Here is a 12,927-nt window from a genome sequence, read left to right on the forward strand (position 1 = left end):
GAAGGGAGTGTCGTAGCTGCCACCGTTGAACGCGGTATCGATACGGATCGCGCCGCCGATCTTGATGCAGGTGTCGGTGCCCGGAATGTAGTAGAAGCCGGCGCCGTACAGCGAGCAGATCTTCACGTATTCGACCGCTTTGGCCTTCACCGGAAGATCGGCTGCCTGCGCTCCGCCCATGGCGATCAATCCCGCCGCTGAGCCGAGAATAAGGCTCTTAATCATCGTCATGTTAAAACCTCCAAGTTGTTTCTTAAAGGGAAGGTCCGGATCCGCTGGGTGACGATCACCCGAAGATTAGTACCCCTAGTCCCCAGACTAACCGCCAAGCACTTCGCGTTTTCGGAAACACCCGCATAACGCGAGGCACTAAAGCGAACCACTTCAACGGGACGATTGCGGGTTGCCCCATCGCCGTGATCGACAATGCATGCGCAACTCCTAGAAGCAAAATACTTTATGAACTCAGGTAACTTTATCGCGATGCAGTGTGGTTTTGAGGCAACAGCCTTAAATTGCGGCTTGCACCGATCAATCACTTGATCCAGTTATGTATTTTGCAAATGTCTGGAATATCGAAATGACAGAACGAGCGAGTGCGACCAAGCGAATGGGGTCAGCCAGCAATACCGACAGACCGTCTACGGCTGATGCCAGCGGCAAGAATCACGAGATTGTTCGGCAGTTCGTCTGGGACATCGCCTCGATCAATGTGCATCTCGACGAGATTCGCCACTTCTGGGCCCGGGAACTGGGAATCAGCGGCCCGCAATGGATGATCCTGATGGCGATCGGCGATCTGGACCGCGGCCGCGGCGTCGCGGTCAAGGACGTTTCGGCGATGCTGCATGTCGATCCATCCTTCGTCACCACCCAGTCCAAGATGCTGGAGAAGAACGGCTTCATGCGCCGGGTTCCATCGACGGAGGACGCCCGGGTGGTGCTGATGTCGCTGTCCGACAAGGCGAGCAAGAAGATCGCCACCCTATCGTCGCGACGCAACGACCTCAGCCAGTTCGTGTTCGCCGGATTCGACGAGCGCGCGCTGCAGGACATCACTGAGCAGATGGCCTCGCTGAAGAATCGCCTGGAGAAGGCGACGCTGATGCTGGCAGTGGACGGATAGCGGATGGGCAATGCCCCGCTGTCATTCCGGGGCGGGAGCAGCGCTAGCTGCGAGCGAACCTCAGCCACTCCGATGGGAGTGGCGGGGAATCCCGAACTGGGACGATGAACACCTCAGGATTCCCCGCCACTCCAAATGGAGTGGCTGAGGCCTGCGCCGGCCGGCTCCGCCGCCTGTCGCATCCCGGAATGACGACCGTCTAGCGCTTGCGGCCGAGGCGATCGGCAATCCAGTCGAAGATGAATTCGTTGCCGATGGTCGGGTTGTCGAACTGGGCGTGCGACGCCGCCGTCTCGGCAGCGGAGAAAATCTTCAGGTCGATATCCTGACCGGCGGCTGCCAGCGCTTCGCAGCAGCGGGTGACGTGGCCGGCATCGAGCCAGTCATGTTCGCCGAGCGCCACCAGGATCGGGCACTTGATACTGCGGGCGACGCTGCTACGGCACAGCTTGTCGATGTCGCCAGCGAAATCGGCGCAGCCCGCGCCGCCCGACAGGCGGGCGGCGAGAAATGCCCGTTCGTGCAGGTCCCAGATTCCGGCGTCGCACACGGCAGCGGCCAGCCGATCGTCGAATGCGGCGCCGCGGGTCGCAGAAGTGGCGCCCAGGCCATCGCCGAAGATCGCGATCTTGCGCGGATCGACATCGCTCCGATCGGTCAGGTAATCCAGCCAGTTGCTGATCGAGGTTTCGATATCATAGCGGCCGAAGCTTTGGCCGGTCCTGCCGTTGCTGCCGTGGCCGCCGGGGAGATCGATCAGAAGCAGCGACAGACCGCGCTCATGCGCATAGCGCGGCATCCGGCAGAGATACTCTTCCTTGTATTGGTCCTGCGCGCCGACGCAGATCACCACGGGACGCCGCGCGCGCCCGGGAGCCGGCAAGAAATAGCCCTGCACGGTCTTGTCGTCCGACCACGCGATTTCCACTACTTCGCCGGCGGGCGTCACGTGCTTCAGATATAGCTGCGAACACGCCACCATCTGCGCCAGCGCCGCGGTGCGCCGGGGATCGCGCGCGATCATGAATACCTGGGCGGTGCGATAATAATTGGCGGCGCGCAACCAGTTGCTCAACGCCGTCTTGACGTGGCGCCGGGCGAGCGCGATATCGCCGCGTGCCTTGTTGAAATCAGCGGCCTTTTTCCACTGCCTGAACCAGCTTTCCTCGCAAGCCGGATCGATGCCGCTGGCCGCGAGCAGGCACTCTGAAACGGTGCTGCCACCCTCTTGCGCGGCGCCGAGCACGCGCATGAACTGGAATGAATAATCTTCATTCCCCGGCCACTGCATCCAGCCGCGAGCATCGTAGAACGGAGCTGTCCTCTCGATGGCTATGATTGTCTCATCTCCCAATTTTGTTTGTAGTATCGGCTTGTCGCGTCGACGCAATTCAACACAACGAAAAACGCAAGTTAATAAGGTTGCGCGCTGCTCTCCGGCAGCTGCGCAACGCTTTGCTAGTTATTGCTAGCTCAATTTTTAAGCTACGCAAAGATTAATGTGACGGCACGATGAAAGTTCCGCCGGCGCTAGGGCTGCGTCGCTCGCCAAATATTGCAGTGCGAAACACGCGACTCCGATCGAATTATAGTGCTTATAGCGCACCCGCATCGACCCAGACATGGCCCTCCGCGATCCGCACCGGATAGCGGCGCAAGGCCCGGCTCGGCCAGCCCGGCGAGATGTGGCCATCGGTAAGATCAAACCAGGCGAGGTGGCGCGGACAGTAGAGCCGTCCGTCGGCAACGCGGCCGAGGCTGAGGTCGGCCTGCTCGTGCGGGCACGCGCGCTCGCAGGCATGGACCTGATCGCCATCCGCGACGACCAGCAGACCCACGCCGGCAATGGTCGCGCAGACGATCCGGTGTTGCGTCAGCCGCTCGCGCGCGCACACCGCGACCCAGCGGCCGGGCTGTTCACCCGCCGAGATAGGCGCGTCGGACATGTTCGTTCTCGATCAGGTCGGCCCCGGCGCCGGATAGCACCACGCGGCCGGCCTCCAGCAAATAGGCATGGTCGCACATCTCCAGCGCGGCAAAGGCGTTCTGCTCGACCAGCAATACCGTAGTACCGGCATCGCGGATGGCACGGATGATTGCAAAGGTGCGCTCGACGATGTTGGGCGCGAGACCCAGCGATGGCTCGTCGAACATCACCAGCCGCGGCCTCGACATCAGCGCGCGGCCGATCGCCAGCATCTGTTGCTCGCCGCCGGACAAGGTGCCCGCCGCCTGCTTGCGACGCTCGGCGAGACGCGGGAATTCGCCGTAGATGCGGTCGCGGTCGGCTGCAATCTCCGAGGTATCGGAACGCAGATAGGCGCCCATGTCGAGGTTCTCCGCCACCGTCATGTGCGGGAAGACGCGACGGCCTTCCGGGCAATGCGCGATGCCCTTCTTCAACACCCGCTGCGGGCCGGCGGAAGTGATGTCCTCGCCCTCGAAGGTCATGCTGCCGGAGCGCGGCGGCACCAGGCCGGAGATGGCGCGCAACGTCGTGCTCTTGCCGGCGCCGTTGGCGCCGATCAGCGCCACCAGTTGCCCGGCCTTGACGCTTAGCGTGACGCCGCGCAGCGCGGTGACCTGCCCGTAGCCGCAAACCATGTTTTGAATCTCAAGCATGCGCCGCCTTCTTGCCGCTCTGGCCGAGATAGGCCTCGATGACCGCGGGATCGTTGCGGATCACGTCCGGCGTGCCCTCCGCGATGATCCGGCCGTAGTTCAGAACCACGATGCGGTCGGACACTTCCATCACCATCGGCATGTCGTGCTCGACCAGCAGGATGGTGACGCCACGATCGCGGATAGTGCGGATCAGTTGCACGAACGTGTGCGTCTCCGACGCGTTCATGCCGGAGACGGGCTCGTCGAGCAGCAGCATTTTCGGCTGCGCCGCCAGCGCCAGCGCCACGCCGACCAGACGCTGCTCGCCATACGACAAGGAGCCGGCGAGATCGTCGGCGCGGGCCTCCAGCCCGATCCAGCGTACCAGTTCGGCGGCGCGTTCGCGCTGCGCCCTCTCGGAAGCCCGCGCGCGCGGCAGCCCGAGGATGGCCTCCAGCAGGCCGAGCTTGCCCTGACGATGCAGGCCGATCAGCACGTTGTCGAACACGGTGTCGCGCGGAAACACGCTGGTGCGCTGGAAGGTGCGGATCAGGCCGAGGTCCGCGATCTCGTGCGACTTCAGGCCCTTGAGGGCGACACCGCGAAACTTCACCTCGCCCTTGGTGGGGGTGAGGAAGCCGGTCATCAGGTTGAAGGCGGTGGTCTTGCCGGCACCGTTCGGTCCGATCAGGCTGAGTATCTCGCCTTCGCCGACAGAGAAATTCAGATCCGACAGCGCCGTGAGGCCGCCGAACTGCATGCCGACATGGTCGACGTTGAGAATGGGTTCAGCCATCACGCGTGCTCCTCCGCAGCGCGCGGCGCAACCTTGGCCGCCGCGCCGCCCGGTTTGCGCGACAACCCGAGTAATGGAGCCAGCGTCGGCACGATGCCCCGCGGCAGCACGAACAGGATCGCGATCAGCACGCCGCCATAGGTGATCCACTGCGCTTCCGGCGGCATGATCGGCCGCAGGAACACCGGCAACAGCCCGAAGATGACGCCGCCGATCACGGGGCCTGCCAGCGAGCCCTTGCCGCCGGAGACGACCATGATGACCATGGTCACCGTCGAGATGAAGGCGAACACGTCGGGATCGATGATGCGGATGTAATGCGCATACAGGCTGCCCGCTGCGCCGGCGATCCCGGCGGAGATGATCGCGGCGAGCGTCAACGTCTTCGTCACGTCGATGCCGACGGCCACCGCCAGCGTTTCGTTCTCCATCAGCCCGCGCATGGCGCGGCCGTAGTGCGAGTGCACCAGCCGCGAGATCAGCAGATAGGACAGCGCCGCGACGGCGAGCACCAGATAATAGTTCTGCAGTTTGGTCTTCAGGACGAGATAGCCGAGGCCGGGCAGCCCGATGGTGATGGAGGGAATGTTGGTCAGCGCCAGCGGGCCCTGCGTGAGTTCGACCCAGTTCAGCGCCACCAGCCGCACCACTTCGGCGAACGAAATGGTGACGATGACGAAATATGCGCCGCGCACGCTGAAGGAGAGACGGCCGACCAGATAGCCGCAGAAGCCGGAAATCAGGATCGCCAGCACGAAACCGGCGATCGGCGGCCACGGCACGTGAACGATGTGGAAATCGCCGACGATGGGCACGTCGAAGCCGAGCGAGGTCAGCGCGCTGACATAAGCGCCGATGCCGAAGAAGGCGATATGGCCGAGGCTGAGCTGGCCGGTGAAGCCGAGCAGCAGATTGAGGCTCATGGCGCCGATGATGAAGATGCCGGTGGTGATCAGCGCGTTGAGCAAATACGGGTCCGTGAGCCATAGCGGCACGGAGATGAAAACCGCGAGACAGATGAGCGTGGCGATCCGGTTCATCCAACGCGCTCCGCCCGGGCGAACAGCCCGGTGGGTTTGAAGATCAGCACCGCGATGATGATCAGGAACCCCATGGCGTCGCGATAGCCCGACGACACGTAGCCGGCGCCGAGTTCTTCAGCGAGCGCGAGGATGAAGCCGCCGATCACCGCGCCGGTGATGTTGCCGAGGCCGCCGAGAATGACGATGGCGAAGGCCTTCACCGCGGCGAGATCGCCCATCTGCGGGAAGATCACATAGACCGGGCCGAGCAACGCGCCGGCGGCGGCGGCCAGGCTGGAGCCGATCGCAAAGGTCGAGGTGTAGACCCAGCTCACATTGACGCCCATCAGCGCCGCGGTGTCGTGGTCCTGGAAGGTGGCGCGCATGGCACGACCGAGTTTGGTCCGATTGATCAGCAGATAGGCGATAACAATCAGCAAGGCTGCTGCCGCGAGGACGAACAACCGCAGCCACGACACCGAGACCGGCCCTAGCACCAGCGGCGCGTCGGGAAACGGATTGTTGACCGACTTCGCCACACCGCCCCAGATCCACAGCGCGCCGGACTGCATGGCGATCCAGGCGCCGATCATCACCAGCATGGTGGTGTCGATGTCGGAGCCGCGCAACGGCCGCAGCAGCAGGATCTCGATGGCGGCGCCGAGCAGCCAGCCGGCGACGATCGCCAGCGGCAGCGCGAGAAAGAAGTTCACGCCTAGCTGGTGCACCACGATGAACATCATGTAGGCGCCGAAGGTGTAGAGCACGCCGTGGGTGAAGTTCACCACGTTCATGATGCCGAAGATCAGCGTCAGCCCGATCCCCAGCAGCGCATAGGTGCCGCCGAGCACGAGGGTATTGACGAGATGTTGCAGGAGCTGGGCCAAGGGATTTCCTTATGGTCATTCCGGGATGCAACAGACGGCGAAGCCGGCTGGCGCAGGCCCGGAATCTCGAGTTGTTTTGAACACGCCGAGGTTCCGGGTTCGCTCGCGCTGATGCGCTCGCGCCCCGGAACGACAGTTACTTCACAGCGTCTTCATGCCGACCTTGCCGTCGCTGATTTCGATCAGGTAGACGTTCGGGAAGCTCTGGCCGCTTTCCTGGCCGGCGGGCCGGACTTCTTGAACACGATGTCGCCGTTCAGGCCCTTGATGTTGATCTCCCACAGCGCCGCCTTGATGGCGGCCGGCTCGGCCTTGCCGGCCTTCTCGATCGCCGCGGCCGCCGTGCGGATGCCGTCGTAGCCGCGGAAGCTCTCGGTGACGCCGGCGAATTCAAAGCCGCGCTTCTTCCATTCGCCGATGAAGTAGTTGGTGGCTTCCGGGTTCGGCGTCTTGTCGGGGTACCACGGCAGGAAGGTGGTCAGATGCATGGTGCCGTTGGCGGCGGCGCCCGCTTGCGCGATGATCTGGTCGGGGTTCTGCGAGCCACCGGTGGTGATGATGCGCTTCTTCAGGCCGATAGCCGCGGCCTGCTTGAAGATCAGTGTGAGCTGATCGACGGCGGTGGTGACGATGATAGTCTCGGAATCGGTGGCCTTGAGCTTGGAGAGCTGCGCGCTCATGTCCTGTGCCGACTGGTCCATGGTCTCGACCAGGCCGATGCTGATACCGTGCTCCTTCATCATCTTGCCGAAGTCTTCGGCGGTGCCGCGGCCCCAGTCGTTGTTGATGACGAGGAAGTCGGCCTTCTTGATCGCCAGCTTGTCGATGATCTTGCTGAACGCCGCGCCTTCCACCGCCGACGGCGGCGAAATGCGGAAGATGTAGGGATTGCCGGACGTGGTGATCTTGCCGGCCGAGGAGGTCTCGACCACCATCGGCACTTCGTATTCCGTGAGCTTTGGCATCACCGCGAGCGTCAGGCTGGAGCCCCAGGCGCCCATCATCACGGGGACCTTGTCGCGCGTAATCAGCTTCTCGGCGACGGCTGCGGCCTCGGTCGGATTGCTCTTGTTGTCCTCGATGACCAGCTCGATCTTCTTGCCGAGCACGCCGCCCTTGGCATTGATCTCGTCGGCGGCGATCTTGGCGCCGTTGACGACATAGGTGCCGGATGCAGCGAACGCCCCGGTGAGCGGCTCGTTGACGCCGATCTTGATGGTTTGCGCGTGCGCCGCGCCATCGAACAGAGCGAGCGCCAACGCGATCGCCGGAACGGCCTTGAAGCTTCGTGTCATGTCATTCTCCATTTGAACGCTGGTGAAACTGCGCAGTCAAACTTCGCCGCCCCGCATATGCGCGAGCGTCGATCCGTTACGCCGGTCCTCCGCCTTTGCCCGACAGGCGGCGCGCGAACGCGACCGCCCGTTCACGCAACAGGCCGAAGACCAGCGAAATTCCATTGAGTTCGGCGGCCGGCGCGGCGGATGCGCCCGCGCCGCCCGACAGGCGGCGATCGAGATTGCCGGCGAATTCGGCGATCAATCGCGCCGCGAGATCGCGCACCAGCCCGCTGCGGCCGACCTGCGCCAGCATGCCGGTGAGGCTGTAGCCGATCGAGAGTTCGACCCGCGTCGCCGCGCCGTTGTCGAGCGGCAGCACGCGATAGCGGATCTCGCCCTGGGTGGTGGAGCGGCTGCGCTGGTCGCGGCCGACACCGAGGATGCGACCGGACAATGTAACCGGATCGCTTTCGACGCGCGCTGCGCCGTTGAAGTTCGCGGAGATCGGCCCGATCTTGACGCGGATCGCGCCTTCGACGCGCGCCGGCGTCGGCGTGCCGGTCAGCGACGCGCCGGGCAGGCACGATGCGACGGCCGCGATGTCGTCGAACAGCGCGAATACTTTGGCGGGCGGATGCGCCACATCGAACGACTGTTCGAGAACGGTCGATGGCGTGAAGTCGGGAATTTCGAGCGGCACAATCGCGCTGGCGGCTTCGACGGGCGCAGCCATGGCGGCGGTCGGATTTGCGCTGGTCCACGCCTTGTGGCCGGAGCCGACCGGTCCCAGCAGCTTGCGACCGGCGTCCGGCTCCCCGGCGATGTCGCGGGCGCGGCGCGCCGAGATCACCGACTTGATGGCGTTGACGATGCCGACATAGCCGGTACAGCGGCACAGGTTGCCGCTCATGCCGACGCGGATCGCCTGCTCGTCGGCATCCGACAGCCGCTTCACCAGGTCGCGCGCCGACACCAGCATGCCCGGCGTGCAGTAGCCGCACTGCAGCGCATGCTCGCGGGTGAACGCCGCGCGCAATTCGGTGGCGATCTCGTCGTCGTCGAGGCCTTCGATGGTGGTGACATCGGCGCCGTCGCAAGACACCGCATAGGTGATGCACGAACGGGCCGGCACGCCGTCGAGCAGCAGCGTGCAGGCACCGCAGACGCCGTGCTCGCAGCCGAGATGGGTGCCGGTGAGATCGCGCTGGTCACGCAGGAAATCCGCAAGGCTGGTGCGCGGCTCGACCGAGGCATTGACGGCGCGGCGGTTGACGGTGAGCTCGATCGTATTCATTTCACGGCCTCTGCGATGGCTTTTCGCAGCACCGCGACATGGATGTGGCGGTCGGCGGCGTCGGTGACGCCGGCCTTCGCCAGCAGCGCGTCCGCGACGCGCGGATCGAATTTCCGGCCGAAGTCGCTGGAGATACGGCCGCCGAACAATTCGAGTGCTTCGTCGATGACGATCGGCGCGGCCTCCACGGCGCCGATCACGATGCGGGCCTTGCCCGCGTCGGGATCGATCAGCACGGCGCCGATGGCGTGCGCAAACTCACCGGTCTTGCGGCAGGCTTTTGCGTAGCCCCAGCGCGCCGAGGCAGCCATCATGGGCACGCGCACGGATTCGATCATCTCGCCGGACGCCAGCACGCTTTCCAGCGCGCCGACGATAAAATCCTTCATCGCCACCTGGCGCGTGCCGGTGGCGCTGCGCAGCGTCAGTGTGGCTCCGAGCGCCGACAGCGCGGAGACCCAGTCTGCCGAGGGATCGGCGTGGCTGAGCGAACCGCCGACGGTGCCGCGGTTGCGCACCGCGCGATAGGCGATAGCGGCGGCGACGCGCTGCATCGCGCCGCGGGTGACGTCGGGAATGCGGCCGTCCTCGATATCGGCGTGGGTGACGCAGGCGCCGATCACCAGATCGTCGCCGCTGCGTTCGACGTGCTTGAGTTCGGCCAGACCGGCGATATCGACGATCAGGTCGGGCGCAACCAGGCGCAGGTTCAGCATCGGGCCAAGCGACTGGCCGCCGGCGATAATCTTGGTCACACCATCAGTGGAAGCCATCGCGGCAAGCGCCGCCGGCAAGTCGCGCGGGCGTTCATAGGCGAAGGGGGCCGGCTTCATGCCGCCGGCCTTTCGGCTTCGCGGGCTTTGAGGATCGCCGTGACGATGCGGCGCGGCGAGATCGGCGAGTGCAGGAGTTCAACGCCGAGCGGGCGCAGCGCGTCGTTGACGGCATTGCCGATCGCGGCCGGCGGCGCGATGGCGCCGCCCTCGCCGATGCCCTTGACGCCGAATTTCGTATAAGGCGATGGCGTCTCCATGTGATCGAGGCGCGGCGATGGCACTTCGGTGGGGCCCGGCAGCAGGTAGTCCGCCAGCGTGGTGGCGAGCGGCTGGCCGGCGCCGTCGAACGGCATCTCTTCGTACAAAGCGGTGCCGATGCCTTGCGCGAGGCCGCCAAAAATCTGGCCATCGACGATCATCGGATTGACCAGCACGCCACCGTCCTCGACGATCACGTAGTCGAGAATTTCCACGTCGCCGAGATCGGGATCGACCGCAACGATCACCGCATGCGCGGCGTAGCTGAAGGTGCCGGAATCCCGTTGCGGCTTGTAGCCGGAGGTGGTCTCGAGCCCCGCCGGATCGACATCGCCCGGCAGGTCCTGCGGACGGCGGTACCAGGTGTGCGCGATCTCCTTCAGGGTGACGCTGCCGCTGGCGCCGCGGACCTCGCCGTCGGTGAGGATCACGTCGGCCTCGTCACACTGCAGCAGTTTTGCGCCGATCTTCCTAGCGCGTTCGGCGAGTTCGGCGCAGGCGGTGGCCACCGCGCCGCCGGCCATCACCATGGAACGCGAGCCCCAGGTTCCCGTGGAGTACGGCGTCATCGCGGTGTCGCCGTGCACGACGCGAACCCGGGCGATATCGACGCCGAGCATTTCATGCGCGACCTGCGCCAGCGTGGTCTCCATGCCCTGGCCGTGCGACTGCACGCCGACGCGCAGTTCGAGCCCGCCATCGGGCGTCAACCGGGCCGTGGCCTGCTCGTGGCCGGGCACCATGGGAATCCCCCAGCCGGCATAGACCGAGGTGCCGTGCGCCGCCTGTTCGCAATAGATCGACATTCCGACGCCGATCAGCCGGCCGTCCACCTCGTGCCGGCGCTGCCGCGCGCGGACCGCATCGACGTCGATCATGGCCAGCGCGCGACGCATCGCTTCCGGATAGTCGCCGCTGTCGAAATGCTTCTTCGTGATGTTGTCGAACGGCATCTGCTCGGGCCGTACCAGGTTGCGCAAGCGCACCTCGCCGGGCTCCAGCTTTGCTTCCGCCGCGACCAGGTCGAGCATCAGCTCCAGCGCGAAGCAGACCCCGGTGCGGGCGACGCCGCGATACGGCAGGATCGGACACTTGTTGGTGGCCACCGAATAGGTCCGGCAGCGATAGGCCGGCATCAGATACGGCCCCGGCAGAATGCTGGCGACCTGCGCCGCTTCGAGACACGCCGAGAACGGATAGGACGAGTACGCGCCGGAATCCACGGTGGCTTCGCAGTCGATGCCGCGCAGCCGGCCGTCGCGGTCGGCATAGACGGTGATCTTGTAGTGATGCTCGCGGCAATTGGCTGATGCGGTGAGGTGCTCGCGGCGGTCCTCGATCCAGCGCACCGGGAAGCCGCGCTGCATGGTGAGCCAGGACAGGCAGACTTCTTCCGGCAGCAAAATCCCTTTATGCCCGAAGCCGCCGCCGATATCCGGCGAGACGATGCGGATCTGGCCCTGGTCGATGTCGAGCGTGTCCGACAAGCCGTTGCGCACGATGTGCGGCATCTGGCTGCCGGTGTAGAGGGTAAGCTGGTCGAGACGGTGATCGAAGGTGGCGACGACGCCGCGGCCTTCGAGCGGCGCCATGCACTGCCGCGCCGTCGATATCTCGCGCGTTATCTTGATCGGCGCGTCGAGCGCGGAGGTGATATCGACCTCGAACGAACTTTCGAGGAAGACGTTGTCGCCCCAGTGCTCGTGCACCAGCGCGGAGCCGGGCTCGCGCGCCTTCAGCATATCGTGCACAGCGGGGAGTTCTTCGAGATCGAGCGTGACCGAGGCGGCGATGTCCTCGGCCTCGGCGCGCGTCGCGGCGACGCACATGGCGACCAGTTCGCCGACCTGCCGGATCTTGTCGGTGGCGAGCACCGGTTGTTCGGAAATCTTGAAGCCCGGCAGGCCGGATACCGCGCGGATCGGCTTGACGCCAACCAGGTCGGCCGCGGTGAACACCACGTCGCGATAGCGCTCGGGGATATGGATGGCGCGAATTCGCGCGTGCGCCACCGGGCTGCGGACGAAGGCGACGTCCTGTAATCCGGCGAGTCGGATATCCCCGACGAACTGGCCGCGGCCGCGCATCAGCCGGTCGTCTTCCTTGCGAAGCACGCGCGCGCCGACGCCCTGCTTTTCAGCAGGCGCGTCTGGAGAGATATCGCGCGTGTCGCGCATGGTCAGGTCCCGCCTTCTGATCGATCGATCGCCGCTTATGCGGCGACCGCCTCCGGCAGGATAATGGCCACCGCATCATGGCGAATGCCGGCGCGCAGGCAGAACAGCGGCTGCATCAGGCCGTCGGCCACCACTTCGGTATTCTCGTTGTCGCGCAGGATGTAGCGGCCGGGCTTGGTCGTGATCACCGAGACGTCGGCATCCATGCCGACCTTCAGCGAGCCGACCGTATCCGACAGGCCGATCATCTTCGCGGGGTTCGACGTTACCATCGGCACCACCTGCTCCAGCGTCAGGCCGAGCGCCATCATCGAGCTCATCGCCTGCACCAGGCTGAACTTCGCCTGGCCGGCGAAGGGGTGGTTCTCCTCGTCCTCATGCTCATCCGGCGTGCCGGCCGGCGCGGGGACGTGGGTGTTGTAGCCATGGATATCGGCGCCCAGCGTGTTCGGCACGATGCCGGCGGCGATCGCCTTCTTCGCCAGCCGATAGGAAAAGTGGCTGCCATGGCCGACGTCGATCTTGAGGCCGCGGTCGATCGCGGCCTGGATCACCGGATGCACCTCGCCTTCGCGGTTGACGAAGCCGCCGGGATGCCGCGTGAACGGATGCGCCAGCACGTCGCCTTCCTTGAGCAGCGGGATCACGCGCTCCAGGATGGTATCGACGTCCTCGCCATTGGTGCCGCTCTCCGGCAGGCCCCAGAG

At 65.0% G+C, this 12,927-nt stretch carries 12 protein-coding genes and 1 pseudogene; 1 reads left to right on the forward strand and 12 read right to left on the reverse strand.

What is annotated here, in order from left to right:
- Positions 1-231 (reverse strand): porin (locus JWR89_RS08675; protein ID WP_299714382.1); only part of this gene is annotated, 231 nt, incomplete at its 3' end.
- 379 nt (positions 232-610) lie between these two features.
- On the opposite strand from JWR89_RS08675, the gene JWR89_RS08680 reads away from it, so the two are divergent.
- The gene (locus tag JWR89_RS08680) at positions 611-1,126 is read left to right on the forward strand and encodes a MarR family winged helix-turn-helix transcriptional regulator (protein ID WP_299714384.1); all 516 of its coding nucleotides are present in this window, start codon (positions 611-613) and stop codon (positions 1,124-1,126) included.
- 199 nt (positions 1,127-1,325) lie between these two features.
- On the opposite strand, the gene JWR89_RS08685 is transcribed toward JWR89_RS08680, so the two are convergent.
- The 11 genes and pseudogenes from JWR89_RS08685 to JWR89_RS08735 all read right to left on the reverse strand — a co-directional run.
- Positions 1,326-2,417, reverse strand: a complete 1,092-nt coding sequence (locus tag JWR89_RS08685; RefSeq protein ID WP_299714386.1) for an alpha/beta hydrolase — start codon at positions 2,415-2,417, stop codon at positions 1,326-1,328.
- A gap of 304 nt (positions 2,418-2,721) precedes the next feature.
- Positions 2,722-3,072, reverse strand: a complete 351-nt coding sequence (locus JWR89_RS08690; RefSeq protein WP_299714389.1) for a Rieske (2Fe-2S) protein — start codon at positions 3,070-3,072, stop codon at positions 2,722-2,724.
- Positions 3,044-3,748 carry an ABC transporter ATP-binding protein gene (locus JWR89_RS08695; protein WP_299714393.1) on the reverse strand — a complete coding sequence of 235 codons (705 nt, stop codon included), beginning with the start codon at positions 3,746-3,748 and terminating at the stop codon, positions 3,044-3,046. The genes JWR89_RS08690 and JWR89_RS08695 overlap by 29 nt, the downstream gene beginning before the upstream one ends.
- Complete coding sequence (locus JWR89_RS08700) at positions 3,741-4,526, reverse strand: ABC transporter ATP-binding protein (protein ID WP_299714396.1); 786 nt, start codon at positions 4,524-4,526, stop codon at positions 3,741-3,743. The genes JWR89_RS08695 and JWR89_RS08700 overlap by 8 nt, the downstream gene beginning before the upstream one ends.
- A complete protein-coding gene (locus JWR89_RS08705; RefSeq protein ID WP_299714399.1) occupies positions 4,526-5,566 on the reverse strand; it encodes a branched-chain amino acid ABC transporter permease in 1,041 nt (346 codons plus the stop codon). Before JWR89_RS08705 ends, JWR89_RS08700 begins: the two co-directional genes overlap by 1 nt.
- On the reverse strand, positions 5,563-6,435 hold the full coding sequence (locus JWR89_RS08710; protein ID WP_299714402.1) for a branched-chain amino acid ABC transporter permease: 873 nt from the start codon (positions 6,433-6,435) through the stop codon (positions 5,563-5,565). The genes JWR89_RS08705 and JWR89_RS08710 overlap by 4 nt, the downstream gene beginning before the upstream one ends.
- Positions 6,436-6,576: 141 nt before the next feature.
- Positions 6,577-7,730: pseudogene (locus JWR89_RS08715) on the reverse strand (ABC transporter substrate-binding protein).
- A gap of 76 nt (positions 7,731-7,806) precedes the next feature.
- Positions 7,807-9,009 (reverse strand): 2Fe-2S iron-sulfur cluster-binding protein, encoded by a 1,203-nt coding sequence (locus JWR89_RS08720; protein ID WP_299714404.1) that lies wholly within the window; start codon positions 9,007-9,009, stop codon positions 7,807-7,809.
- A complete protein-coding gene (locus JWR89_RS08725) occupies positions 9,006-9,842 on the reverse strand; it encodes an FAD binding domain-containing protein (RefSeq protein ID WP_299714407.1) in 837 nt (278 codons plus the stop codon). The genes JWR89_RS08720 and JWR89_RS08725 overlap by 4 nt, the downstream gene beginning before the upstream one ends.
- The gene (locus JWR89_RS08730) at positions 9,839-12,220 is read right to left on the reverse strand and encodes a xanthine dehydrogenase family protein molybdopterin-binding subunit (RefSeq protein WP_299714410.1); all 2,382 of its coding nucleotides are present in this window, start codon (positions 12,218-12,220) and stop codon (positions 9,839-9,841) included. The genes JWR89_RS08725 and JWR89_RS08730 overlap by 4 nt, the downstream gene beginning before the upstream one ends.
- 35 nt (positions 12,221-12,255) lie before the next feature.
- A partial coding sequence (locus JWR89_RS08735) for an amidohydrolase family protein (protein ID WP_299714413.1) occupies positions 12,256-12,927 on the reverse strand: 672 nt, incomplete at its 5' end.

The organism is Tardiphaga sp., assembly GCF_028290785.1.
Taxonomy (GTDB): domain Bacteria; phylum Pseudomonadota; class Alphaproteobacteria; order Rhizobiales; family Xanthobacteraceae; genus Tardiphaga.

Coding starts and splice junctions, on each gene's coding strand:
- JWR89_RS08720 (WP_299714404.1), bottom strand. CDS start 9,009: ATGAATACGATCGAGCTCACCGTCAACCGCCGCGCCGTCAATGCCTCG.
- JWR89_RS08680 (WP_299714384.1), top strand. CDS start 611: ATGGGGTCAGCCAGCAATACCGACAGACCGTCTACGGCTGATGCCAGC.
- JWR89_RS08730 (WP_299714410.1), bottom strand. CDS start 12,220: ATGCGCGACACGCGCGATATCTCTCCAGACGCGCCTGCTGAAAAGCAG.
- JWR89_RS08695 (WP_299714393.1), bottom strand. CDS start 3,748: ATGCTTGAGATTCAAAACATGGTTTGCGGCTACGGGCAGGTCACCGCG.
- JWR89_RS08705 (WP_299714399.1), bottom strand. CDS start 5,566: ATGAACCGGATCGCCACGCTCATCTGTCTCGCGGTTTTCATCTCCGTG.
- JWR89_RS08725 (WP_299714407.1), bottom strand. CDS start 9,842: ATGAAGCCGGCCCCCTTCGCCTATGAACGCCCGCGCGACTTGCCGGCG.
- JWR89_RS08685 (WP_299714386.1), bottom strand. CDS start 2,417: ATGCAGTGGCCGGGGAATGAAGATTATTCATTCCAGTTCATGCGCGTG.
- JWR89_RS08700 (WP_299714396.1), bottom strand. CDS start 4,526: ATGGCTGAACCCATTCTCAACGTCGACCATGTCGGCATGCAGTTCGGC.
- JWR89_RS08690 (WP_299714389.1), bottom strand. CDS start 3,072: ATGTCCGACGCGCCTATCTCGGCGGGTGAACAGCCCGGCCGCTGGGTC.